Source organism: Mesotoga infera (assembly GCF_900157305.1).
GTDB lineage: Bacteria > Thermotogota > Thermotogae > Petrotogales > Kosmotogaceae > Mesotoga > Mesotoga infera.
This window is the reverse complement of sequence record NZ_LS974202.1, coordinates 98,484-123,227: the sequence shown is the minus strand read 5'-3', so window position 1 is coordinate 123,227 and position 24,744 is coordinate 98,484. Positions and strand designations below refer to the sequence as shown.

Below are 24,744 nucleotides of genomic sequence, written 5' to 3'. Positions count from 1 at the left end.
GGTTTATTCATTAATGAATTAAGTAGTAAGCTATTACTGAAGGAGGAGTATCTTTGTGATAAATAGAAAACTCGACTCTGAAAATATTGGAAAGTCCAATCGCAGGCTCGTTCTTCAACTGCTGAGAAAAAACCTTATTACGACGAGGAGAGATCTTGCAGCTGCTTCGGGACTCAATCCCAGTACTGTGACAAAGATAATTCGTGAGTTCCTGGTGGCTGGTTTATGCAATGAAGTTAGTACGGAAGTGACCGACAGGATCGGTAGAAAAGCCATAGAGCTTCGTCTGAATCGAAAGGCCTATTTATCGATAGTCGTGGATATTGGGGTTGAAGAAACCAGTATAGGTAAAGGGTACTTCGATGGTACGACCTCGATAATAAGCAGTTTCAAAACTCCTTCAACATTCGAAGAATTCACAAAGGTTCTTGTTGAGAATACAGGAGAAATAATGAAGAAAATACCCAAATACAAATTTCTCGGGTATTCCATATCCGTCCCTGGTATGGTAGACGTTGAACAATCCAAGATAGTTTATGTGCCCCACCTCGGGTGGAAAGACGTCTTCTTGAAAGATTCTCTCTCGAAAAGATATCCCGTCGTACTGGATAACGAGGCTAATCTCTCGCTGATAGCTGAAAAATGGAACAATCCCGATCTTGCCGGCCTCGGAGATATAGTGTTCGTCTATGTTTCGGAAGGTATCGGTTGTGGGATCATGCTGGGCGGACAGATCCACCGTGGCCGTGACTACTCGGCTGGAGAAATCGGCCATATGACAGTGCAGCTCGATGGACCCAAATGCTACTGCGGCAATAGCGGTTGCTGGGAGACCTTCGCTTCCAGCGAGGCGATAGTGAGAAAGGCACAATCCAGCGGACTTGAGTTGAAGGGCTCAAACAACAACGAAAGATATCTAGATATCCTGAAGAATCATGAAAAGAGCGAATATTCTTTTTTGATTGAAGAAATAGAAAAGAGTCTGGCCGTTGGAATAGTAAACATAGTGAATTCGTTAGACCCGGAGGTTATCGTCCTTGGAGGAGTAGCTTCGATGATTCCAGAAGAAGCGCTCAAACGTCTCACAGGAATCGTCAACTCCAAAGTCCTATATGCAACCGGACAGAACATAGAAGTGAGGAGAAGCATTCTCGATACCCACGGCAAAACCAGTTCGAATATGATAGGCGCTGCTCTACATATCATAGAACGTAGAGTAGATGATTTCATCTGAAGGGGAAGTTTATGGAGATCTTTATTGGAATCGACATCGGTACAACTTCGGTGAAGGCGATAGCTGTTGACGGAAAGGGCAAGATAGAAAAATCCCTTTCTAGAAGCCTACCTTTGCATACGCCAAAACCGGGATGGGCCCAGCAAAATCCGCAAGATTGGTGGGAAGCTGTAGTTGATATTCTCTCGGAGTTTTTGAAAAGTGGCCACAGGATCGCGGCAATCTCCGTGAGCGGTCAAATGCATAGCCTGGTCGCACTCAACGATAGAGACGAACCGGTGTATCCGTCCATCCTTTGGTGCGATCAGAGAACGGAGAAACAGTGTAGGGAACTTACCGATAAGCTCGGGGGCGAGAAGGCAGTCATTGAATCCTTCGGGAACCCGATCCTTACAGGATTTACTCTTCCAAAACTTTTGTGGCTCGAAGAAAACGAACCCGAACGTTTTTCAACGATCGTCAGATGGATGCTTCCTAAAGATTACATAACCTACCGCCTCACGGGAAGATCTACGATCGATTATTCGGATGCTTCCGGAACCTCGGCCCTGACTCTGGAAGGAGAGTTTTCGACACGTGCGCTTGAATTATGTAATGTCGATCAATCATCAAATCCAGAACTCGTCAATTCAGGCGAAATTATTGGACCTGTACTCGAAGGAACGATCTCTGGACTGAAGGGAGTACCTGTGGTGGCTGGAGGAGCCGACAACGCCTCCGCAGCCTTTGGTTGTGGAGTGGAACGGCCGGGCGATACCATGGTAAGCCTCGGGACTTCGGGTACGGTAGTGGCAGTTACGAAAAATGCGGTGCCCGATACTACAGGAGGCATTCACCTCTTCAGACATGTTTCCGGTGAATCTTTCTATCATATGGCCGTCATACTTTCGGCAACCAACTCGCTAAACTGGTTCAGAGAGAGGTTTGCCAGTGAAACAAGTCTCGGTGAGATCGAAACTATCGTTTCCAGTTCACCCGCCGGTTCGAATGGGATTGTCTTCCTGCCTTACCTCAACGGTGAGAGGACTCCACACCGTGATCCGAATGCCAGAGGCACACTGTTTGGTTTTTCTTCCTTTCACAGCAGAGGAGATGTATTCAGGAGCATTTATGAAGGAGTTGCCTTCGCGCTTAGGGAGGGAGCTGATCTCATACAGAGACTGGGAACATCTATAGAAAGAGTCAGGATAGTAGGCGGTGGTTCGAGAAGCGATACTTGGTGCCAGATAGTTGCCGACAATCTGGGGAGAGATGTTTGGTCTCCTCGGGTCGACGAAGGCGCCGCTTATGGTTCGGCCCGGCTAGCTGCCATGGCCATGGGAGTTGAATCGGATTCATGGATAAAGCTCGACAGGTATTTTATGCCCGACAACGAAAGAAAAGAAGTTTACGATGCGATATTTGATATATACAGGAAATTATATAGCAGCTTAAAAGAGAATTTTATGGTCCTGGGCGAGCTACAAAATAGATTAGTGAAATAAAAGGGGGTTCAATATGATTTTCAAGGACATCGACAAAATAAGGTATATGGGGCCGGACAACAGAGATCCTCTGGCTTTTAGCTTTTACGATCCAGAAGAAGAGGTCTTCGGGGTAAAAATGAGCGACTATCTCCGTTTTTCGATAGCCTTCTGGCATACTTTCAAAGGCGATGGAAAGGATATGTTCGGAGAACCGAACGTCAGACGGGGATGGAGTTCGATAAAAGATGAAATGACTCTTGCAAAGATCAAAATCGATGGACTCTTCGAACTCTGCGAAAAGCTGGATATAAAGTACTTCTGTTTCCACGATAGAGACATAGCCCCGGAGGGTGAAACTCTGCGAGAGACCAACAGGAAACTTGATGAGGTAGTCGGACATATAAAGGATCACCTGAAGGATGGAAAGGTTCGCGTCCTTTGGGGGACAGCTAATCTTTTTTCAAATCCTCGATTCGTCCACGGAGCTGCCACTTCGTGCAGTGCAGAAGTTTTCGCTTACGCAGCCGCTCAGGTCAAAAAGGCTATCGAAATTACCAAAGAACTGGGTGGGGAAAACTACGTTTTTTGGGGTGGTAGAGAGGGGTATGAAACCCTTCTAAACACAGATATGTCACTAGAGATAGACAACCTGGGCAGATTCATGAAAATGGCCGTCGATTACGCAAAAGAGATCGGTTTCACTGGCCAATTCCTCATCGAACCGAAGCCTATGGAGCCTACGAAGCATCAATATGACTTCGACGTGGCCAATTCGCTGGCTTTTCTCAGAAAATACGGATTGGAAAACAACTTCAAATTCAACATAGAGGCCAATCATGCCACTCTAGCCGGTCATACCTTTCAGCACGAACTGAGGTATGCAAGGATCAACGGTATGCTTGGTAGTGTTGATGCCAACCAGGGTGACACTCTTCTTGGATGGGATACCGACCAGTTCCCGACCGATTTGTACACTACAACACTTGCCATGTACGAAATAGCCCTGAACGGTGGGTTAAAACCCGGGGGATTGAATTTCGATGCTAAGGTTCGGAGAGGTTCGATGGAAGAGAAAAACCTATTCGCCGGCCATATTGCAGGAATGGACACCTTTGCTCTTGGCCTGAAGGCGGCCATTCTGCTCCTTGAAGAAGGCTCTATCGAAAAATTACTACAAGAGAGATATTCGAGCTTTTCTAGCGGAATCGGAAAAGAGATTGTAGATGGAACGGTATCCTTCAAAAGTCTTGAGAGTTATATAATAGACAGGAAAAACATATTTCCAGAACCTTCGAATCAGGAATACCTTGAAAGACTTGTAAACTGGGCAATAGCAAACGCTGCCAGATAAAATCTAAATCAAGAAAAGACCATGCCTTTTGGCATGGTCTTTTTAAACAACTCTTACCTATATCAGAAGTTGAGTGTGGCAAGCATACCTGCATAATACTCGGCAAGCTGGTTCTTCATGGTCGGATCTACAAGACCTAAGAAGACGAAAAACTCTCCCGGGCCAAATGTTTCTGGATTGGGCGATTCCGAGAACAGCGCTACCCAGCAGAGCTGACCGGAGAAATCGAGTGTGTAAAGATTGATCGATGATTCGCCTTCTATCTTTATTGCATGATTGGCAGCGATATTGTATCTTCCGAAGGCGCCTAGATAGGCGTCGACTATTTCGCCGAGGATTTCTGCCGTCGCGGTAGACTCATAGAATTCTCCCACCATGAATTTCGCCAGGATCATTCCACCAATACCCAGATCTGCGACCTCGAACCCGTCGCCCATCAAGAATTCAACGGAAAACTCCGGGGGCATCGCAAAGCCAAAATACTCACCCTCAACGTCTTTCCAGGAGTCTATGTTCTCAATTTCAACGTCTTCGCCGGCGAGCAGGCTGGCGATAATTCTTATGAACGGGTCGTCAGGTACGGTAACTTCCACGACAGGGGGTTCGATTATCTCGGGTGTAATTACCGGCTCGACTATCGTCTCAGTCTGGTAAACGAAGCTTCCCACGGCACCGGCAATCCAGGATTTGGCCATGTCCAGAGCCGGCCCGGCGAAATTCGATGGTTCGAAGAAGAAAATAGCTACGGGGCCGGCGCTTGTAACGTCGAGGCTCTCTTTCGGAGAGTAAACGATCACCGAGGGAAAATCAACAGGTTGTCCCGTTATTTTTAAAGAAGCAAGATAAGCTGCCAGTCCGTTGTCGAAAGACTTCTTCTCTTCGTAAGACTTCTCTCCGGTAGCTTTATCTCCATACACTGAAGAAACAACAGTGTTCAACAATTCCTGAAGATCGTAACTTTCGAGCTGATAGTAGAAAAGCCACCCGAAAAGTCGTCCTTCTGAATCAAAGATTCTCACATCGTAATTCACACCGTACTTTTGAGTCGATATCGAAAAATGCTGGGGTAGTTTCAGCTCTCGATCACCGATTAGAAAAGAGGTCCATGTAGGGTCTTCCGGCTCCTTCCAGCCATCTCTGAAGGATTGCAATAGAGGATCTACCGTTTTCAGAGTGAGCGTTTCCAGTGGAGAAACTGCAGGTGTAGTCTGCGTTGCCTCCGGAGTTATGGTTCTTAGACCCAACTGGCCAAAAAGCGCGATCGAAAGAGTCATAAAGAGAAGAGATAAAATGAATTTCCTCATATAAATACCTCCAAATGAGATTCCAGGTATTACTCTGGTCTAAAGAAAATTGTACTACCACGACTGGTAGATACATACACAGTGGAAAGTGACTCATCTACGGATCAGGCAGGTTTGTCGTACCCTAGTGAACCAAAATACCATCTTAGTCCTATGAATTCAATAGCCTTTTTTAATGCCTGATTGATGGGATACACTCTTTCAGCCAGATACGGATCAATACCCCTTACCCGCCTCGCAAAGTTGGAAAACACAGGTATATCAAGGCCATCTTTGATACTGTCAGCAATCTTCCGCGAAATATCTGGATAGTTGACTTTCACTAGTTTGCAGATCACGGGTGATGGAAATCCCTCTCTTCCAATTATTGCGGAAAATCCAAAAAGCCGGCACATCAGCGGTCGAAATCCATAATAGCTACAACCTCCTTCAGGAAGCAGTGCGATATCATTTTGTAGCAAAATGCAGGGATCATCTTCGGCCTTTAATTCCAGAATCTCTAGTAATTGTATGGCTTTATTATTCTGCCACAAGTTCATAGAGAGCGGAAGAAACTCAAGAATAGAAACCTCGATGTTCGAAGAAGGCGTCTCGCAACAACTTCTGCAACCCGGAAGACACCTGAGGCCGGTTTGAAGAATTGTTCTGTTTATACTATCGTTCAGCTCGTCATAGACCTCTTCGAGCTGAGTGATTCGTGCAAATATGTCTGCGAAGTCCAGTTCACAGTTCATAGATCACACCTCTGGGGATACGAAGATCACCGTGCCTAGGTTTCGAAGCAAGAACGATTATCCAAGAAAGCCGCTTGGATAAATTCGGTGGCATCAAAACAGAGCACAGGCGTAAATCTCCGTTATGTATCATCTTCAAATACTAATCTTCGCAGATTAATTCCCGTAGCTCTTAATCTTAAAGAATCTCACAACAGGCATATAAAAGGACACGCCATGTAGCAGTAAAGAGAGTTACTCTTTGCTTTGAGGAGTTGTTGTTTGTCATTAAACGGGAGAAGGTCGATGTACTTTTACCTCGATCTTCCCGATTTCTCCTATTTATTCAACCGGTTTCTCCGGCTCGGTATCGAAAAGCCAGTGAATGAACTGAGCAAAACCCTGTCCGGCAGATTTCAATGCTTTTTTTAAGACATCTGCTGCCGTTCTTACATCCTGTCTGTACACTACGATCTCTGAAGTTGCAGGCGTTTCCTCCTCCGACAACGACTCTAGCTTTCTTTTCAGATTTTCTATCATTTCTTTGCTTTTTTGAAGTTCATTTCTCAGAGATTCATTTTCCAGCTCGAGATCGGAAAGCTTTTTCTGAAGCGCATTTATCTCTCCCGTGCCAGAGCTTTGATGTACATATTCGAAGGCTTTATAGGCTGCTTCTTTAACTGTAAAACCACTGGCCGTGTATTCGGGAATCTTTTTGACGACTGGAATCGTGCTTTCGTCGATCTTCTCAACCAATCCCTCATCAAGAAGGACCTTCGCGTAGTTCCTGACGGTATCATATTTAAGGCCACTCGCCTGAGAAAGCTCCCTGTAGTTCATGGTTACCCCTCCATACTTCGATTTTTCGCCATATAAAGTATAGCAGAGTGTACTCCATTTACTTCTCAACATCAATTTCTAACCTTTGAAGCGATTTTCGAAGAGACCATCTGGTATCATTGTTGATATGAAAACCGGATCGGTAACCCGCGAAGCTGTCAACAGACGGGTGGAGGTGTAACTGCAAATATGGAAATCAGGAAACTCGACGACACCTACAGGGAAAGGATCATAGAAATATTCACAATTTGCTTCGACTACAATTTTGATATTGACGAAGATGGGCCGTTCTTCGACGATCCTTCACTCTGGGAATATGTATGGGGCGCCTTCGATGGCCAGAAGCTTATCGCGAGTTATATAAGCTACAAACAGCGAGTGAAGATAAGGAACAGAGCAATCGAATGCCGTTATCTGGATGGTGTCGCAACTCTTCCCGAATACAGGAACATGGGTATAATCAAAGATATCTTCATGAGAGATTGCGCAGATGCCCTCGATAGTGGAATTAACATTATGATGCTGGACCCTTTCAAACATGATTACTATCGTAAACTCGGCTTTGAAACAGCATTTGAGAATCTGAACCTGAGTTTCGATTACTCTCTTCTCTCAAGCGAGATGGTTGAAAACGATTTGAGAATCGTTTCGGGCATGCTATATCAAAAAGATTCTATGAAGCCGTTGGTGGAAGCTGCTCTCGAAAAGCTATGGGAAGAGTCAAGGTACGCAGAAGTCAAAGAGATAAGCGCCTACAGTCAGGGCATCTATCGCGAAAAGGATCTTTTGTGCGCTGTGGTAATCGATGAAAACAATATACCGCACGGTTTGATACTGTATTCCAAGAAAGGCCGAAAAATGAATATAAGACGTTTTAGTTTTACAGATCTCCAGGGTTTTTATGCTTTGAAGAGGTTTTTACTGAACCACAGGGATCAACTATCATCTTTTGAAATCAGAAGGGTACCTCCCGACTTTCCGATCGAGCTCCTTCTTCACTCGGGCTGGCAGGCTGGAAGGTTTGCAGAGTTGAAGGATTTTTCCTCGAGAATGATGAGAATTCTATCACCGATTCCAGTTATTTCGGAACTGATGGACAAGGAAATTTCCGCTCGTGTCATAATCGAAATAGAAGATAGAAATCTGCCACAGAACGACTTATCGTTGTCCATCGGGAACGGTGAAGTAGTATATACCGATCGAAAGGGTCTTTCGATATCGATTGCTGATCTTGTTCCACTCGTGACCGGTAGAACTTCGGCATCGAGATTATGGAGAATGGGGAAGCTTGGCAAAGGGGAATATGGAAAACTCCCATGGGGCATTGCCGAAGTTCCATCGGATGTCCAGATTCTGGATTCTCTCTTTCCCCGTATAACAACCCATAACGCACATTGAGAATTATAGAGGTGGTTTACTTTGAGAAGAGTCTTTCTGTTTCTTTCGTTATTATCAGTCTGTCTTGCCTTTTCTTTCGTTCCGCTGGAGGAACCTGTAACACGTGGGCAGCTCGGTTTTGTGGACAAAGTGAAATCCGTTAAAGTGAAAATTACCCCGATCGGGGCACAAACACCGGAATCCCAATCCTACGAGTTGACATTTGACGAGAGCGGTTTCATCACCTCCCAGAATATGGGAGAGATAATCGTTGAGTACAGGTACGATGATCAGAAAAGACTTGTGACAAAGCTCTTTGTAGATTCCTCAGGCCTACTGCTCCAGAGGATATCCATAGAATACGCCGAAGACAGTTATACCGCTATCGCATATGACGGTTCTAACCTTGAAGTAGGCAGAACACAATACACGTTCGATGTTCTGAACAATACACTCACCTTTTCCAACACATCCGAGAAAAGTTCTTCAAGAAATACTCTTTATTTCGATTCGAATTATATGAACTACCGCCTAGTTTCATACATAACCGAAAGAGTCGAGGAGAGCGATCTTTACATCAACATGGTTGTGGAGATCGAGATCGACTACAACGACTTGGGGCAGTTCAAAGGTCAAAAAATGATTGTAAGGGTTAGGAACAAAGGCCAGGAAAGATCCATGGAAATCACTACCAGGTCCGACTGGTTACTGACTGACGAAAGGGGAAATATCACCAGCGAGATTCAGCGAACAGAGTATTCCGACGGTAGCAACCCGCCCGAGGAATTTATCTATTCCAGAGAGTTCACTTACTATTGATGACGATCCGCTTCAAGTGGTAGATCCGGCTATGTAACATATGTTACAGACCTAAAATGCACCAACCGTTTACTATATTTGTACAAGTAAAAGGAGGGATGCAAGGTGTTTTGTTATCAATGTTCAGAAACCATGAAGGGAACAGGTTGTACCGTCAGAGGGGTATGCGGAAAGGAACCGGAAGTAGCAAACCTCCAAGATTTGCTCATCTGGTTGCTCAAGGGAGTCTCTTTCTGGGGAAACGGTGCCAGAAAATTCGGTGCCCGGAATGAAGAAGTGGATCTCTTTGTGGCCGAAGGACTTTTCACAACCATAACCAACGTCAACTTCGATCCTTTGAGTCTTGGAAAAAAGATTGAACATACACTGAAGATCAGGGACAAGGCCGAAGCCATGTTCAGAAAGGCCTTCATTGATAAGAATGGAAGGGATTACAATGGTACCGTCCCAGAAGCTGCCAGCTGGAAATTGATCGGAGGAATCGATGTTTACGAAATGAAAGGGGCCGAAGTCGGCGTAATGGAAACCAAGGATCCCGACATAAGATCTTTGAGAGAACTGTTGATCTATGGTCTAAAGGGCATAGCCGCTTACACAGATCACGCATACATTTTGAAGCATGCCGACGACTCCGTACTCGCTTTTCTACAGGAGGCTCTTGCCGCAACTCTTGATGATTCTCTTTCCGTAAACGATTATGTCAATCTCGTCATGAAAGCCGGAGAACATGCCGTAAAGGCCATGGCCCTGCTGGATGGGGCGAACACTTCCACTTATGGTAACCCCGAAGTCACCTCCGTCTTCACCGGTAGGATCGAAGGTCCCGGAATACTTGTTAGCGGTCACGATTTGCTTGATCTTGAAGAAATTTTGAAGCAGACCGAAGGAAAGGGGATTAATATCTATACTCACGGTGAGATGCTCCCGGCCAATGCTTATCCGGGCCTGAAGAAATATAGACATCTTGTGGGTAACTATGGCACTTCCTGGTACAACCAACAAAAGGAATTCGAAGAGTTCAAGGGTCCGATTGTTATGACCACCAACTGCATTCAGAAACCATTAGATACTTATAAAGACAGGATCTTCACGACGGGTCTTGTAGGATGGCCAAACGTCTTTCACATACCCAACAGAACCGGCAAACAGCCAAAAGACTTCACGCCGGTGATCGAAAAAGCTCTGGAAATAGGTAACATAGGCGCCAAATCTGGAAAAAACATAGTGGTAGGTCTGGCTCACAATCAGCTCTCAAAAGTATCGGACAAGATAATCGACGCCGTTAAAACTGGAAAGATCAAGAAGTTCGTTGTCATGGCAGGCTGCGATGGTCACGCTAAAGAGAGGCAGTACTACACGGACCTTGCAAGCGCATTGCCGGGAAATACCGTTATACTCACTGCCGGCTGCGCAAAGTATCGCTACAATATGCTTGAACTTGGAGATATCGGGGGCATTCCAAGGATAGTGGATGCCGGTCAGTGTAACGATAGCTATTCACTGGCAGTCACCGCCCTGAAACTCAAGGAAGCCTTCGGACTAAAGGATATAAACGATCTACCGATAGAATATGACATAGCGTGGTACGAGCAGAAAGCCGTAGCCGTTCTTCTGGCTTTGCTTTACTTGGGCGTTAAGGGAATCAGACTAGGACCGGTTCTCCCGGCCTTCTTATCGCAAAACGTATTGAAGGTGCTGGTAGATAACTTCAACATAAGACCTATTACCAACGTAAAAGAGGATCTTGCTTCAATAGTCGGCCGATAAAAATCGATCGAAGAACTCCACCACGGTACCGGCTATCTCGAGTAATGAAGGGCTGATTTTTCCACCGCTGGGTACAAAACCGTGCCCGGCGTTTCTTACTATGAGTAGTTCAGCATAATTACCGCTTTCCACAAGCGACCGATAAAACTCCTCTGACTGGTACGGGGGGACAACTACATCTTTATCGCCCTGTATTATCAAAAAAGGCGGACCATCACCTCTCACATATTCTTTGGGACTCGCAACCTTCAATGCATCTTCCCCTTTTCCAAAAATCTTCTCGGCGAGCACTTTTTCCAGGCCTATGAAGAGACTTTCCAGATCGGTAGGACCAAAGAGGTCGGCAACAGCCATCAGGTCATCAGATACTTCTTTGTATTGATCACCCCTGAAAAGATCGTAGTTGGGAGTCAATCCAGCAAGAGAGACCAGGTGCCCACCCGCGCTCGTTCCGAAGGCACCGATTCTAGAAGCATCAATCCCGTAAACAGCCGCATTTTGTCTGAGAAATCTCACAGCTGTTTTCACATCCACAATTTGAGCCGGAAATATATGGGCGGGGGCCAGCCTGTAATCGACGGCGGCAACCAAATAGCCGTTCTTGACGAGCTCTGCAATTATCAATAAGCCCGGTCCGGACTCTTTATTACCGCTGGCCCACGCCCCGCCGTGAACGTAAATCACCGCAGGGGACTTTTCTTTCTGTTTCAGATTCAGAGGAAAGTAGATATCCATGGTTAGAGTCTCTCTGCCTGTTCTCGAATACTCGACATCGTAGTCGATGATTAGATACCCTTCCACCATTCCACCGGGGAAATAAATCCCGTCCTCCCTCACTCTGTAATCCTTAGACTGACGCGAAGATATGAATAGCTGTTCGATCGTCTCGAAAGCCGATCTTACATTCGAAAAAAAGGAACCGGCAGTCGTATATGTATTAAGGAACCCAACGAATATGAGTAGCGAGAATAGTCTTTTCATTAAACTTATCCTGACTCGTCATCGAACTCTGCCGGGAAAATTCAAGGTATCTCCATCATGTTCAGCACACCCAGGACTATGGCCGCAACCGAAGAGAGTACCGCGATAGTCAGCCAGATATTGTTCGCCCTTTTCAAAGACGATATCTCTTTTTTCGTCTCTTCTTTAGCGGCACTAACGGCTTCATCGACGATCATCTGAATCTCCTCTCTGCTTACCAGAGTGGCATCGAGCCTGCTCTCGATTTCCCCGCGATATGTCGCCAGATTTCTGGAGTTTTCTTCGATTAGCATTCTTAGCTGTGCTGACTCGGTCTGGAGCTTTTGAATGGATTTAAGATTGTTATCGATAGCCGTGACCGATCCATCGAAGTTACCCTTCAGGCTATCGATTTCGACGGCGGTTGCCTGGAGGCGTTTGTCGATATTGGCAAGTGAGACGTTCAGACCACCTATCTTCGCTTCCAGTGTTGTGAAAAGCTTTTCTATATCCGATATCTTGCTGTTGAACTCGAAAACTGTCTGTGAGAAAGCCTCGGGAGAAACCCCTTCGGGAGGGATCGACTCCTTGATCTGTATAAGTTCCGAATTCATCCTCACGAAGCCGATCGATAAACTTCCAATGGACTCTCTTAGAATTCCGATCTGTTCCTCAAGATTGCTCAAAAAACTTCCAAGAGAGTCTTGGGAAGAAGGCGTTAGATTCTCAAAAACGCTTTCCAGACTTTGGACAAGTGCCTCAAGTTCTTCAACACTTTTGTCGATGCTATCGATACGGGTTATAGATCTGTTCAAAATATCCCCGTAAGCTCTCAGTTCTTCCCGCTGATTGTTCAACTCCGCCTCTAGATTCTCAAGATTGGTTAGCGAAGCTTCAATCAAGGATACTCTCGATTCCATGTCGCCCAAACTCGCGATCGATTCTTCGTAAGATCTACTCAGTTCATTCATCACGATGTTTTTAAAACTCTCAAACTGCTCGAGTGCACCGTTCAGGAAAGAAAGCGCTTCTGAAAGTGAGACTGCCGTATCTTCACTAACGCTACCCACTCTTGCGATCTCCTGCTCCAGTTCAATGATTCTCTCATCAATTCTTCTGCGAGCTTCGATCAGTTCCTGCGAAGAATTCTTTATAGTTACTAGATCGTCGGCAAGGAAGGTTCTTGTATTTTGAAGATCACCACCCAGAGCTTCCAGAGCGGCACGATTTTCCTCGATAGCCTTTTCTATACTCGAAAACCTCTCCGGATCAGATATCGATGAGGAAATACTTCCTATGGCGTCTCTCAGTTCTTCGATCGTTTTTTCATGCTTGCCCAGCAAAGTTTTGAGTTCTTCATGTGACGATTTCATCTCATCTATGAGCTGAAGCTCAAGTTCAATTCCCTGCATCTCGGTGTTTAAGTCTTCGATCGAAGTCCTCAGTGAATCGAGCGCGTCCGAATCGAAGGTAGTTGTAGAGAGAGCTGACTCGAGAGCTTCCACTCTTTGCTCGAAGATTAATCTATGCTCCTGAAGGTCGATCATGCTGTTGTCCACAGAAGCTTTGTATTCGGCCAAGGCTATCTGTGTATCGAGAAAGAGAGTGTTCAACCTTCTGAACTGAAGATTGAGACCTTCGACATTGTCCTGGAGGAAGTTAAGTCTTTCATTTAGATCGGCGATACTTTCGTTGATAGACTCGTAGCCTTCAAGATTTGCAGTGTCGGTCGATGGAGGTTGCACTTCTATACTCACCGGAGCCATTTCGACTGTTCTGCCGGGTATAGCTGTCCTAATTCTCCAGGGTAGCAATATATTCTGAACCCTGACATCCATAAAATAATCCTGGAGCGCAACCTGGCTGGCAAGAACTATAATCCCACCGGAAGGCAAAACAATTGGAAGCTGCACTGGTACGAAGAGCTCCTCGACTCTAAAAATCTGACCCTCAACTCGCTCATCGGAGGTGGCGTTCATTATTTGGATCGAATCCAGTTGTATATTCATCGACCTTTCTGATCTAAAAACAAATAACCCTAGCAAATAAAGATCTTTCTCGATCTCTATCTGTCCGTCCTGCCTGTCAGCTACGGCATAGGCTGGAATGAACCTGGCCTCGAAACCTGCACCGGTGAAAGCTACAAAGTCCTGGCTTCTGGAAAGCATGCTGTTGAAGAGTGTATCGGTATCTACGGCAAAAGCTATCATTGAAACAAAGAGAAAGACGATAAAGAGTATCCTTTTCATATCTATACCTCCGATAAGCCAAAAGGCCGTTATTGTATATCAGTAATTCTTGATACCCTGTGGTGATATTAATAGACTATCATATCCCTGCCCGCAGTTGTAAGTAAGACCGCTTTCTGGGATTTTCTGTTCTTCGAAACTTGTTTTCGTTCAACTACAAAGTCTGTTCTAGAGAAGCCATGAAAACAGTTTTCACATTTTTCGGTCAATTACGACTCTAAGTTTATGATAAGCGTAATCTCAAAATCACGGTTAATTATTGAATAGTCCGCTATAAATTATTTTTTTGGACTAATAAAAGATCCATATAACCCGTAAATTAACCTGCGTTTTCATATAAAGTGTCTTATAGCTTGATTGTCAATTAATTTTATTTGAATAAATAAAGCATGAGACTTTGCTAAGTTATAATCGGAAAATTCCAGTGAAAACCGCCCCTTTAACTGTTTTATGTGTAAATGTTTTCAGTATTACCATCGTGTCGGGACCCGAAAGGGCGAGAAAAGGAGGTTGGGTGTATGAAAAAAGGCTTTCTTCTATTACTTCTGGCCATGATACTCGTTAGTAGTCTCGCCATTGGTCAAGTTTACGATCGAAAGGAAACGCTGTACGCCGGTGGAGGACTGTGGAGTCCACCAAACAATTGGAATCCATTCACTCCCTGGGCTATAATGACAGGTACCAACGGTCTGATCTATGAATATCTATTCATGTTCGATCCTCTCAGCAACGAAATGATTCCCTGGCTCGCTGTTGGTGGAGGGTGGATCGACGGGAAGACCTACGAGTTGAAACTTAGAGACAACGTTTTCTGGACAGACGGAGAGAAATTCGATGCCGAAGACGTCAAATTTACCTTCGACATCGCCAAAAAGTACCCGGGTGTGCATTATAGCTCTATGTGGAACTGGATGAAAGAAGTAGAAATAATCGATCCGCTAACTGTGCGCGTTCACTTCACCGAACCACTCTATCAGCAGTGGTCCTTCCAGCTTTATCAATTACCGATGGTGCCGGAACACATCTGGAAGAACAAGACAGAAGCCGAAATTTTGACAGGTGCCAATGAGGGGCCCATAGGCACCGGTTGTTATCTGGCCGAAGGTTACGGTCAGGACAGGATGATCTACATCAGAAACGATAACTGGTGGGCGATCGAGCAATTGGGAATCAAACCTACTCCCAAGAGAATCGTTTATCTTACAGTTTCTGGAAATAACGTGGCTCTGGGTATGATATTCAAGGGAGAGCTCGATATAAGCAACTTCTTCCTGCCGGGAGTTCCCGCAGTGAAAGCCGCTTACGGAATCCACACATACTTCGACGAAGCACCTTACATGCTTTCAGATAATACGGCTGTCCTATTCCTGAATAATAGTAGAAAACCTATGGACGACGTTAACTTCAGGAAGGCCGTTGCGTGGGCTATAAACTCGGATGACATCGTGACCAGGGTTTTCGAAAACCAGGTAATCAGGTCCAATCCACTGGGTTTTCTTCCTATCGATGCCTGGATGAAGTATTACGATGAAAAGGTCGTTGAGAAGTATGGCTTCAAGTACGACCCGGCTGTCTCGAAGAAAACGCTGGCCGACGCCGGTTACAAAGATATCAACGGAGATGGTTTCGTCGAGGCTCCAGATGGTTCTAAGGTTGAGCTCTCAATAATAGTGCCTTTCGGCTGGACAGACTGGATGGAGTCTATAAAGATAATAGCCAACAATCTCAAAGCCGTAGGAATCAACGCCAAGGCAGAGTTCCCCGACTACTCGAGGTACCAGGACGAGCTCTACAGCGGTAGATTCGACATGGCGATCAACAATTTCAATAGCAACCTGTCCAATACGGTGTGGAGCTACTACTACTGGCTCTTCTGGGATATCAGAGAACAGCAAACTCAGGGAAATTACGGAAAATACAACAATCCGAAGGTTTTTGAATTGATGGGTGCTTTCGATCGAACACCGGTAGACGACTATGAAACCGGGCAGAAGATTATGTCGGAACTCGAAGAGCTTTTCCTTAAAGAAATTCCTTACGTTCCTCTTTGGTTCAACGGCATGTGGTTCCAGGCTAGCACCAGTGTATGGAGTAACTGGCCTAGTGAAGACGGTCCACACTATTACCCATGTACCTGGAACGGAAAGTGGCAGCTTGGTGGTATCTTCATGTTGACGGCTCTGAAGGCCAAATAATACATCAATCCGGTCCCCGCAGATTTCTTGCTCTGCGGGGGCTATTCTGTAGTTCTCTTAAGCTATTGGAAGGAGACTCAGACTGTGGGAGCCTATTTCAGAAGAAAAATAGTCATCTACCTTCTCACGTTCATCTTTGCGGTGACAATAGATTGGATGATACCAAGATTCATGCCCGGCAACCCCATCCAAAACCTTCTCTCCAGGTTTTCGACCCGCTCGGACACCACCGAGGTGATCGCCAGGTATCTAAACGAGATCTACGGACTCGACAGACCTCCGTTACAACAGTATTTTGCATTCTGGGCAGGACTATTCAGGGGTGATCTGGGAGTGAGTATATATGTTACTGGGGCCCCGGTTGCCCGGGTAATAGCGAGGGCGCTGCCCTTTGATCTGGCTTTACTGATCCCGGCAATCATGCTGAGTTACATAGCAGGCAATAAATTCGGTGCCTTCGCTGCCAGAAAAAAGAGGCTCGACGGCATAGTCTTGCCTCTATGGTACGTGCTGACTGCAACACCCTATATGTGGCTGGGTATACTCCTCGCTTGGTTTTTCGGGGTTGCGCTGAACATACTTCCGATAGCGGGAGCTTACAGTTTCTCGATGGTTCCAAACTTGAGTTGGGGCTTCATCTGGGATTTTTTCAAGCACTGGATCCTCCCCTTCAGCTCTCTCTTTATTGTACAGTTCGGAGGTTGGGCTATTGGGATGCGCAACATGATTATTTACGAACTGGAAGCCGAATATTGCAGATACCTCGAATCACTTGGAGCCTCGCGAAAACTGATAAGGCGTTACGCTTATAAAAACGCAGTGCTCCCTCAAATAACAGGGCTGGCCCTTCAATTGGGTGTCATAGTTGCCGGCGCACTCGCCACGGAGGTGGTTTTCTCTTATCCAGGTATAGGACATTTGCTCAAAGAAGCGATACTGAATCAGGATTACTTTCTAATTCAAGGGTGTTTTCTCTTCATAATAATTGGAGTCTTGCTGGCCAACATAATACTGGATTTTGCATACATTCTTATCGATCCGAGGATCCGACATTCCTCGGTGGGAGAGACAGTATGAAGATAAAGAACGAGTTTTTATATTTCGCACTGAAAAACGGGCGCTTGAAAGTCGGCCTTTTCATACTCTTATTCTTCGTGTTGTTGGCTGTCTTTGGCCCCTTCTTTGCCAGGTATGGACCCCTCGATTACGCCGGACCGGGTTACCGCCCACCATCGAACGAGTTCTGGCTGGGGACCACGACCTTTGGTCAGGATGTTTTTTCCCAGACGGTTCACGGTCTCAGGGCCACTTTCATAGTCGGGCTGGTCGCCGGTGGTCTCTCGACCTTGCTAGGAATCCTCGTTGGCTTCTTCGCTGGTTATCGAGGAGGTATGGTTGACGAACTGCTTAACATGTTGACCAACATAGTCACCGTGATACCTACACTGGCACTTTTGTTGATAGTCGCGGCATACTTACCCTACAGGGGGATACTTGTAGAGAGTGTTTTTATAGGTCTTACCGCCTGGCCATGGGCGGCGAGGGCGATAAGGGCACAGACTTTCACCTTGAGAACTAGAGATTTCGTAGATCTTGCAAGGATTACAGGTATGAAACCTTCGAAGATAATTTTTAAAGAGATAGCGCCTAACATGATGTCGTACCTGTTCATGACCTTTATACTCCAGTTCGGAGGGGCGATACTCGCAGCCGTTACCCTGGATTTTATCGGGTTGGGTCCCACTCAGGGAATTTCACTGGGGCTTATGATGCAGAACGCTGTTCTCTGGAGCGCGATTCAACTCGGGATGTGGTGGTGGTTGATACCGCCGGGAGTTGCCATAACGGCCATAGTTGGAGCGTTGTATTTCATGAACACAGGTCTCGATGAAGTTTTCAATCCGAAGTTGAGGGAGATGTGATCATGTCTCTTAATGTCTCCAATCTGAGGGTGTATTACCAGACGCTAAAAGGAGATGTGAAGGCTCTCGACGGGGTCACTTTCGATATTCGCGACGGAGAGATAGCCGGAATTGTGGGAGAGTCGGGGTGCGGAAAATCAACACTCAGCAATTCGTTGATAACATTGCGTCTTCCCATGAAATTCGTCGGAGGGTATGTCTCGCTGGATGGGAACGAGCTCCCCTTACAGGATCATAAGAAAATGGGTGGCTTCAGATATAAAAAGATTTCGATAATACCTCAGTATGCCATGAACGCTCTCAATCCCACCGTGAAATTGCGTAGACTTATCTCGGATCTCCTGAACTGCCATGGAGTGGGGTACGATGAAATTCTTCCTGAACTTAACAGGAGGCTGGATGTAGTCAATCTCGACAGGGCAGTACTCGATATGTACCCTGTGGAACTTTCCGGAGGTATGAAACAAAGAGCGGTGATGGTTATCTCCACACTGTTGAACCCGTCGCTTCTGATCGCCGATGAGATCACTTCGGCCCTCGATGTTTCGACCCAGCGGGCCGTTGCGGAGATGATCGTCGAATTCAGAGACAAAATACTTGTAAAAAGCGTGATCTTCGTCACCCACGATATCTCGATTCTCTACCAGATAGCCGATTCGATAATAATAATGTATGCCGGAAAGCTGGTCGAGCGTGCCGGAACAGAAATCATAATTAATAAGCCCATCCATCCATACACGGAAATGCTGATCTCTTCTCTACCCGAGGTCGGTGTATACCACAACGATAAAAGGCTGAAAGGAATACCGGGAAAACCACCTCAACTCCTCTCCCCCCCGCCGGGTTGCAGATTCAAAGAACGCTGCCCGCAAGCTTTCGAGAAATGTAAAGAAGAGCCTCCCATGATCGAAATCGAACCGAACCATTGGGTGGCATGCTGGAGAGTGAAATAAATGCTTGAGCTAATAAACCTCACCAAAGTTTTCAAGACGGGCGCGTTTTCTTCTGGGCGGTTCAAGGCTGTAAACAACGTTTCGTTCAAAATTGAAAGAGGCGAAGTGACTTCTCTAATAGGAGAGAGCGGGAGCGGCAAGAGCACCATAGGAAAGATGATATTGAGGCTTCTAACCATAACTTCAGGTGAGATAAAGCTTGACGAACGGAACATAAGCACAATAAAAGGAGCGGAATTGAGACAGTACTACAAAAAAGTCCAGGGCGTCTTTCAAGATCCTTTCAGTTCATACAACCCCATTTTCAAGGTTGATAGAGTCTTTGAGAACTTGCACGACGTCTTTTTCAAAGAATTGCGCCAAAGCGAGTGGATTGACAAAGTGGATTCGGCCCTCAAGAAAGTTGGACTGGACTCTGAACAGGTTCTTGGAAAGTATCCCCACCAGCTCAGTGGAGGGCAGTTACAGAGAATCCTCATATCCAGGGCTCTGTTGCTGGATGTTAGTTTCCTTGTGGCCGACGAACTTATCAGTATGCTGGACGCCTCGACAAGGATCGACATCCTTAATCTCCTCGCCGATCTGAAGAAAGGTGGGCTTTCGATACTCTTCATAACTCACGATCTGTCTCTTGGATACTATCTTAGCGAAAAGGCGGTCATATTGTACAGAGGTCATGTTGTTGAAATGGGAAGTACCAACCGGGTCTTTCTTAATCCCATTCACCATTACACTCGTAGACTCATCTCCTCAGTACCGAGGTTGGATAGAAAATGGAAGGACATCGACAGTCTTCAGAAAAACGAGAAACATAGTTTGAAGTGTTTCGATCCCGCTGAAGACGGAGAACTCGAAATGGTGGAAGTTGAAAAAGATCACTATGTAGCCGTAAAAAGGAGATGAACATATGTTTGGCAAAGATTTTGAATTCGGTGTTTCTCTGTCAGGATTTCAATTCGAGATGGGTAGAGCCTGTCCAGAAAGTGTTGACCGCGGTTCGGATTGGTATCTGTGGACTCACGACAAGTTGAACATCGAAAACGGTATCGTGAGCGGCGATTATCCCGAAGATGGCCCGAATTACTGGGAAAATTACGGAGAGTATCACAGGCTAGCCGCTTTCTCGGGAATGAAAATAGTGAGAATAGGTCTGGAATGGTCGAGGATTTTGCCATCCCCCACTTTTGATATAAACGATGTTGAGATTGGAGAGATCTGTGACCGTAGTGCTCTAATGCATTACCGAAAAGTCATCGAAGATATCAAGGAACGGGGGATGAAAGTGGTGGTCAATCTTAACCACTTCACACTGCCCGTCTGGCTTCACGATCCAATTAAGGTAAACAGATCATTCGATTTCACGTCTGGAGGCTGGGTCGATCCCAGATCAGTCGAGCAGTTTAGAAAGTTCGCTGCGCTTTGTGGCAGGGAGCTTGGCGATCTAGTGGATATGTGGTCAACTCAAAACGAACCCAATGTTGTAGCCATGCTTGGCTATAGAAACAGGGCTTCAGGTTTTCCTCCCTCGATCATAAGGCCTGAACTGGTAGAAGTTGCCCGAAATAACCTGATCGAAGCTCACCTTGCTGCATATGATGAACTTAAGAAGACATCCGATCTACCGGTAGGGCTCATCTACGCATTTAGCTGGATCGACGGGGAGGAAACGGCCGTAAATTTGGCGATGAAAAAGACTCAGTTTGAATTTGTTGATCGAATCTCAAAAAAACTTGATTTTCTGGGTTGTAACTATTACTCAAGGATGGTTGTAGAGAGCGATCCCTCTAGCGATAATGGATACAGAACTCTCAGAGGCTATGGACAGAGTTGTGAACCCAATTCACCTTCCGGATATGGAAGACCGACGGGAGACTTCGGCTGGGAGATCTATCCCGAAGGGCTGTACAATATACTGAAGACGATTTGTAGAAGGTACGACGTGCCTGTGTATGTAATGGAAAACGGTATTGCAGATATGGCCGATCGCTACAGACCTTACTACCTGATAAGCCATCTCAAAGCTCTGGAGAAACTGCTGGAAGAAGGTTACAACATAAAAGGATATCTCCATTGGTCGCTCACCGATAATTACGAATGGTCGTCCGGTCTGGGAAAGCGATTCGGGTTGATCGGAGTGGATTTTTCCGACGGGAAACTTACACCAAGACCTTCGTTCTACCTTTTCAAGGAAATTATTGGGCAGGGTACAGTGAAAAACTTTGAAAAGATGCTTGTAACACCTTACAGTATTTTCGACACGGACCTACTTATAGAATAGGGGGAAGGTTTCAGTGGTTACGATCAAAGATGTCGCTGCCGAGGCGGAAGTTTCCATAGCAACTGTTTCACGCGTTCTGAATGGAAGTGGCTACGTTTCCGAGGATACCAAGATACGCGTATTGAGGGTGATAAATAGGCTTAACTACCACCCAATGCCCTCGATACGCAAGCGTAGTCTATACAGAACTCTGGGAGTGCTGTTGCCCAACACCATGGGCAATCACTACGGAGAGATCTTCATGGGTATTGAAGAGTACGCCCACAGAAACGGTTTCAACGTAATGTTAGCCATGGCAAGAGAAATGGTGAGCCGCGAGCAGGAAATCCTTAATGAATACTTCCAGAGAAAGGTCGATGGGGTGATAGTCGCAACGCTTCACAGCGACGAACACATGTTGAACAGGTTCATTCAGAGCGGTATCGCGGTGGTAGCCGTCGATTCTCCCATTAGGGAAATCCGGGCCGATTCCGTTAATATAGACAACGCATCGGCAGCATACTGCGTGGCGAAATACCTTTATGACAGGGGACACAGACACGTTCTCTTCCTCCCCGGTCAGGAGGATGTGCACGCTTCCAGGGACAGACTTAGGGGACTCAGGAAGTTCGCCACCAGAGCTCCAGACTTCAATCTCAAAGTAGCCAGAATAGGTGGTTTCGAACCTCATCATGGACAGGAGGCAATCCGTGATTATCTACATTTTTCGGGAATCGACTTCACCGCCATTTTCGCCGTGAACGACCACGTGGCAATGGGGGCTATTCAGGAACTACACAGAAACCACATTCACGTTCCTGACGATGTATCTGTGATCGGTTTCGACGATGCCGTACACGCGCCGTACACCATCCCTTCGCTAACCACGGTCTCACAACCTAGAATAGAGATGGGAAGCGCTGCCGCACAGCTGCTGATAGAGAGATTGAAATCCACACAAAAGAGGGTTTTCAGGAACATCGTGTTACCAACAGCGATAATAGAAAGAGAATCCGTTAAGGCCGTATAGAAGAGTGTCAAAGGGGGAGTGTTTCCATGGGCATCAGGATAATAGGCCAAAAGCTTCCGGACTTGCCCTGGGAGGAGAGGCCTGGCAACGACGATCCGGTCTGGAGATATACGAAAAATCCAATTATCACGCGTGAAGCGATCAAAGGAGCCAACAGTATATTCAACAGCGCAGTGGTAGCCGACAAAAACGGATACAGCGGGGTCTTTCGTGCAGATACAAAAGAACTCATAATGCAGCTCCATGCCGGTAGGAGTCGGGATGGGCTTTCGTGGAAAATAGATCAGAAACGCATTGAGTTTCAATCCGAAGAACCTGAGATAAGCTATTTTATCTACGGTTACGACCCCAGAGTAGTCTGGATCGAAGACCGGTATTACATTACCTGGTGCAACGGGTATTACGGACCGACGATCGGCGTCGGCTACACTTACGATTTTAAGAATTTCTATCAGCTCGAAAACGCCTTCCTTCCCTTCAACCGCAACGGAGTTCTCTTTCCAAGAAAGATAAATGGTAAATTCGCCATGCTCAGCCGGCCCAGCGACAACGGCCACACTCCCTTCGGCGATATCTTTTACAGCGAAAGTCCAGATATGATTCATTGGGGATGTCACAGGCACGTCATGTCGCCCACAACAGGCTGGCAATCCACGAAGGTCGGAGCCGGGCCGGTTCCAATAGAAACCTCGGAAGGTTGGTTGCTGATTTATCATGGTGTCTGGACTTCCTGCAACGGTTTTGTTTACAGTGCCGGCGTAGCCTTGCTCGATCTAGAGAAACCCTGGAAGGTTATAAAAAGGTCCAAACATTACATTCTAAATCCGCGTATGCTCTACGAGAACGTCGGGGATGTACCTAATGTAATCTTCCCGTGTGCCAGCATTCAAGATGCTGATACCGGTAGAATCGCGATATATTACGGGGCGGCCGATACGGTAACGGCCCTCGCTTTCACAACGGCCGGAGTGTTGTACGACTTTCTTGAGGAATTTTCGTACAGGTAAGAAATCGGATAGTTTCAGCTAGATGCAATTTATAAGTTCTACTCTTCAGGCAACGGCCTACGATGACATTTATCCACCGTGTCGCACCACTATGCTATACTGATGGCAATGATCATAACGGGTGGTTGTTCGGCATGCAAGCTCCAGACGCGTCATCCTCAATCAAAATGGACAGAATTGCCTGGATAGATATCTCCAGAGGTTTTTTGATGTCTCTGGTGGTTCTCTTTCACACACTGCCCCCGCAGCTGGTTGCCGATCTTATAAACCCTGCAGCATGCACTTTCTTTTTCCTTTCCGGGTTGATCTCGAGAGACGCACCGATTATCTTCAGTATCAAGAAGAGATTTAAGCAGCTGATGGTTCCATACTATTTCATGTCTCTTATAAATCTTGGGATCTGGTTACTGGCCTGGGTCATCTCTAAGCGGACCGAGCTGGATTTGCCTGTAATAGACGTCGTATGGAACATCTTACTAGTAAGGACTGCGCTTGGCATAATGCCCTTCAATATCATACCTCTCTGGTTTTTGCCCGCTGTCTTCGTTATGGAGATCTATTACATATTGTTCAAGAGATTGAAGATACTTACGATAGGTATTCTTGTAGGGTTCGTTTCGATGTTCTTTTTCAGAGGTTCTTTGCCTTTCAAAATCGACGTAGCCCTTGCCGTTACACCATATTTCGCACTTGGAAAGGCCATGCAAGAAAAGAAAGATAGGATCCCTAAAATCAGCTGGCCGGTCTTGCTAGTAGCGTTCGCGATTTACGCGTCATCGTCTTTCCTTTGTGGCGAAGTCTATCTGATGGAAGACTACTTCGGTCCACAACCTTTGATATACATAGTCGCCGCACTTTCCGGTATCGTCTCTATCATAGGTGTTTCAAGAATAATCGAGAAATTTCGTAAAATGGCGGACTTCTTTTCTAGAATAGGAAGGAATACACTTTTCGTGCTTGGCTATCATATCGCTGCAGGAGTACTCGTCTATCCTCTTTTCGATCTTTTCGGAGATCCTATAGAGATTCTCAGAAAGTTTTGGATTCTGTACTGGTTTATCAATATATTAGTGGTTTATCTGGCCATAAGATTTTTACCGACCGGCGTGGTTTCATTCTTGTCCGGAATTTTTCCTGTCCACATCAAACGAGATCTCAACACCCGGTAAACCTGCCCCAATAAACGGTGATGGCGCTTTCCAACAATGGGCCTACCCGTGTTATCATTTTATTCGTAAGGATTCTGAAAGAGTCGGTATTTCACGCAATAAATTTCATTCTGGAACGGGATTTAGGTGAA

At 46.0% G+C, this 24,744-nt stretch carries 20 protein-coding genes; 15 read left to right on the top strand and 5 right to left on the bottom strand.

Translation table 11 applies throughout. The annotated features are described in order from the left end of the window. The first annotated feature begins 55 nt into the window (after positions 1 to 55). Genes MESINF_RS00530 through xylA form a run of 3 tightly spaced genes read left to right on the top strand, consistent with a single transcriptional unit; the run spans position 56 to position 4,051 of the window. The gene (locus MESINF_RS00530) at positions 56 to 1,234 is read left to right on the top strand and encodes an ROK family transcriptional regulator (RefSeq protein WP_169698021.1); all 1,179 of its coding nucleotides are present in this window, start codon (positions 56 to 58) and stop codon (positions 1,232 to 1,234) included. Positions 1,235 to 1,245: 11 nt separating this feature from the next. Next, a complete protein-coding gene (xylB, locus tag MESINF_RS00525) occupies positions 1,246 to 2,718 on the top strand; it encodes a xylulokinase (protein WP_169698020.1) in 1,473 nt (490 codons plus the stop codon). Between the two features lie 13 nt (positions 2,719 to 2,731). Continuing rightward, entirely contained in the window at positions 2,732 to 4,051 is a 1,320-nt protein-coding gene (xylA, locus tag MESINF_RS00520; protein WP_169698019.1) for a xylose isomerase, read from the top strand. Positions 4,052 to 4,113: 62 nt separating this feature from the next. Here the strand turns inward: xylA and MESINF_RS00515 are convergent, their stop codons facing one another. From MESINF_RS00515 to MESINF_RS00505, 3 genes are all read right to left on the bottom strand, one after another. Continuing rightward, complete coding sequence (locus MESINF_RS00515) at positions 4,114 to 5,355, bottom strand: hypothetical protein (RefSeq protein ID WP_169698018.1); 1,242 nt, start codon at positions 5,353 to 5,355, stop codon at positions 4,114 to 4,116. Positions 5,356 to 5,459: 104 nt separating this feature from the next. Further along, positions 5,460 to 6,089: a YkgJ family cysteine cluster protein gene (locus MESINF_RS00510; RefSeq protein ID WP_169698017.1), complete on the bottom strand. Its 630-nt coding sequence runs from the start codon at positions 6,087 to 6,089 to the stop codon at positions 5,460 to 5,462. Between the two features lie 321 nt (positions 6,090 to 6,410). Then, complete coding sequence (locus MESINF_RS00505) at positions 6,411 to 6,908, bottom strand: winged helix-turn-helix domain-containing protein (RefSeq protein ID WP_169698016.1); 498 nt, start codon at positions 6,906 to 6,908, stop codon at positions 6,411 to 6,413. A 189-nt stretch (positions 6,909 to 7,097) separates the two neighbouring features. Here MESINF_RS00505 and MESINF_RS00500 point away from each other — a divergent pair, with 189 nt between their 5' ends. The 3 genes from MESINF_RS00500 to hcp all read left to right on the top strand — a co-directional run bounded on the left by MESINF_RS00500 (position 7,098) and on the right by hcp (position 10,871). After that, positions 7,098 to 8,306: a GNAT family N-acetyltransferase gene (locus tag MESINF_RS00500; protein ID WP_169698015.1), complete on the top strand. Its 1,209-nt coding sequence runs from the start codon at positions 7,098 to 7,100 to the stop codon at positions 8,304 to 8,306. Between the two features lie 21 nt (positions 8,307 to 8,327). Beyond that, positions 8,328 to 9,104 carry a hypothetical protein gene (locus tag MESINF_RS00495; RefSeq protein ID WP_169698014.1) on the top strand — a complete coding sequence of 259 codons (777 nt, stop codon included), beginning with the start codon at positions 8,328 to 8,330 and terminating at the stop codon, positions 9,102 to 9,104. A 105-nt stretch (positions 9,105 to 9,209) separates the two neighbouring features. Continuing rightward, positions 9,210 to 10,871, top strand: coding sequence for a hydroxylamine reductase (gene hcp, locus MESINF_RS00490; RefSeq protein WP_169698013.1), 1,662 nt, complete (start codon positions 9,210 to 9,212; stop codon positions 10,869 to 10,871). Here hcp and MESINF_RS00485 read toward each other — a convergent pair. After that, complete coding sequence (locus tag MESINF_RS00485; RefSeq protein ID WP_169698012.1) at positions 10,854 to 11,852, bottom strand: alpha/beta hydrolase; 999 nt, start codon at positions 11,850 to 11,852, stop codon at positions 10,854 to 10,856. The two genes, hcp and MESINF_RS00485, sit on opposite strands and share 18 nt — an antisense overlap. A 41-nt stretch (positions 11,853 to 11,893) precedes the next feature. Continuing rightward, positions 11,894 to 14,080, bottom strand: coding sequence for a coiled-coil domain-containing protein (locus MESINF_RS00480; protein WP_169698011.1), 2,187 nt, complete (start codon positions 14,078 to 14,080; stop codon positions 11,894 to 11,896). Positions 14,081 to 14,598: 518 nt separating this feature from the next. On the opposite strand from MESINF_RS00480, the gene MESINF_RS00475 reads away from it, so the two are divergent. The 9 genes from MESINF_RS00475 to MESINF_RS00435 all read left to right on the top strand — a co-directional run bounded on the left by MESINF_RS00475 (position 14,599) and on the right by MESINF_RS00435 (position 24,613). Then, a complete protein-coding gene (locus MESINF_RS00475) occupies positions 14,599 to 16,275 on the top strand; it encodes an ABC transporter substrate-binding protein (RefSeq protein WP_169698010.1) in 1,677 nt (558 codons plus the stop codon). Positions 16,276 to 16,359: 84 nt separating this feature from the next. After that, entirely contained in the window at positions 16,360 to 17,352 is a 993-nt protein-coding gene (locus MESINF_RS00470; protein WP_169698009.1) for an ABC transporter permease, read from the top strand. Continuing rightward, positions 17,349 to 18,197, top strand: coding sequence for an ABC transporter permease (locus MESINF_RS00465; RefSeq protein WP_169698008.1), 849 nt, complete (start codon positions 17,349 to 17,351; stop codon positions 18,195 to 18,197). Before MESINF_RS00470 ends, MESINF_RS00465 begins: the two co-directional genes overlap by 4 nt. Before the next feature lie 2 nt (positions 18,198 to 18,199). After that, positions 18,200 to 19,150 (top strand): ABC transporter ATP-binding protein, encoded by a 951-nt coding sequence (locus MESINF_RS00460; RefSeq protein WP_169698007.1) that lies wholly within the window; start codon positions 18,200 to 18,202, stop codon positions 19,148 to 19,150. After that, the gene (locus MESINF_RS00455) at positions 19,151 to 20,053 is read left to right on the top strand and encodes an ABC transporter ATP-binding protein (protein ID WP_169698006.1); all 903 of its coding nucleotides are present in this window, start codon (positions 19,151 to 19,153) and stop codon (positions 20,051 to 20,053) included. It begins immediately after the preceding gene. Between the two features lie 4 nt (positions 20,054 to 20,057). Beyond that, positions 20,058 to 21,428, top strand: coding sequence for a beta-galactosidase BgaS (gene bgaS / locus MESINF_RS00450; protein ID WP_169698005.1), 1,371 nt, complete (start codon positions 20,058 to 20,060; stop codon positions 21,426 to 21,428). A gap of 13 nt (positions 21,429 to 21,441) precedes the next feature. After that, positions 21,442 to 22,437: a LacI family DNA-binding transcriptional regulator gene (locus MESINF_RS00445; protein ID WP_169698004.1), complete on the top strand. Its 996-nt coding sequence runs from the start codon at positions 21,442 to 21,444 to the stop codon at positions 22,435 to 22,437. 26 nt (positions 22,438 to 22,463) lie between these two features. Beyond that, a complete protein-coding gene (locus tag MESINF_RS00440; RefSeq protein WP_169698003.1) occupies positions 22,464 to 23,444 on the top strand; it encodes a glycoside hydrolase family 130 protein in 981 nt (326 codons plus the stop codon). A 134-nt stretch (positions 23,445 to 23,578) separates the two neighbouring features. Next, positions 23,579 to 24,613, top strand: coding sequence for an acyltransferase family protein (locus MESINF_RS00435; RefSeq protein WP_169698002.1), 1,035 nt, complete (start codon positions 23,579 to 23,581; stop codon positions 24,611 to 24,613). Positions 24,614 to 24,744: the final 131 nt, after the last annotated feature.

Bases quoted from the DNA above. Each gene is read 5' to 3' on its own strand.
- MESINF_RS00460 (WP_169698007.1), top strand. From the start codon at position 18,200: ATGTCTCTTAATGTCTCCAATCTGAGGGTGTATTACCAGACGCTAAAA.
- xylA (WP_169698019.1), top strand. From the start codon at position 2,732: ATGATTTTCAAGGACATCGACAAAATAAGGTATATGGGGCCGGACAAC.
- MESINF_RS00440 (WP_169698003.1), top strand. From the start codon at position 22,464: ATGGGCATCAGGATAATAGGCCAAAAGCTTCCGGACTTGCCCTGGGAG.
- MESINF_RS00435 (WP_169698002.1), top strand. From the start codon at position 23,579: ATGCAAGCTCCAGACGCGTCATCCTCAATCAAAATGGACAGAATTGCC.
- bgaS (WP_169698005.1), top strand. From the start codon at position 20,058: ATGTTTGGCAAAGATTTTGAATTCGGTGTTTCTCTGTCAGGATTTCAA.
- MESINF_RS00485 (WP_169698012.1), bottom strand. From the start codon at position 11,852: ATGAAAAGACTATTCTCGCTACTCATATTCGTTGGGTTCCTTAATACA.
- MESINF_RS00455 (WP_169698006.1), top strand. From the start codon at position 19,151: ATGCTTGAGCTAATAAACCTCACCAAAGTTTTCAAGACGGGCGCGTTT.
- MESINF_RS00515 (WP_169698018.1), bottom strand. From the start codon at position 5,355: ATGAGGAAATTCATTTTATCTCTTCTCTTTATGACTCTTTCGATCGCG.
- MESINF_RS00475 (WP_169698010.1), top strand. From the start codon at position 14,599: ATGAAAAAAGGCTTTCTTCTATTACTTCTGGCCATGATACTCGTTAGT.
- xylB (WP_169698020.1), top strand. From the start codon at position 1,246: ATGGAGATCTTTATTGGAATCGACATCGGTACAACTTCGGTGAAGGCG.
- MESINF_RS00465 (WP_169698008.1), top strand. From the start codon at position 17,349: ATGAAGATAAAGAACGAGTTTTTATATTTCGCACTGAAAAACGGGCGC.
- MESINF_RS00500 (WP_169698015.1), top strand. From the start codon at position 7,098: ATGGAAATCAGGAAACTCGACGACACCTACAGGGAAAGGATCATAGAA.
- MESINF_RS00505 (WP_169698016.1), bottom strand. From the start codon at position 6,908: ATGAACTACAGGGAGCTTTCTCAGGCGAGTGGCCTTAAATATGATACC.
- MESINF_RS00510 (WP_169698017.1), bottom strand. From the start codon at position 6,089: ATGAACTGTGAACTGGACTTCGCAGACATATTTGCACGAATCACTCAG.
- MESINF_RS00480 (WP_169698011.1), bottom strand. From the start codon at position 14,080: ATGAAAAGGATACTCTTTATCGTCTTTCTCTTTGTTTCAATGATAGCT.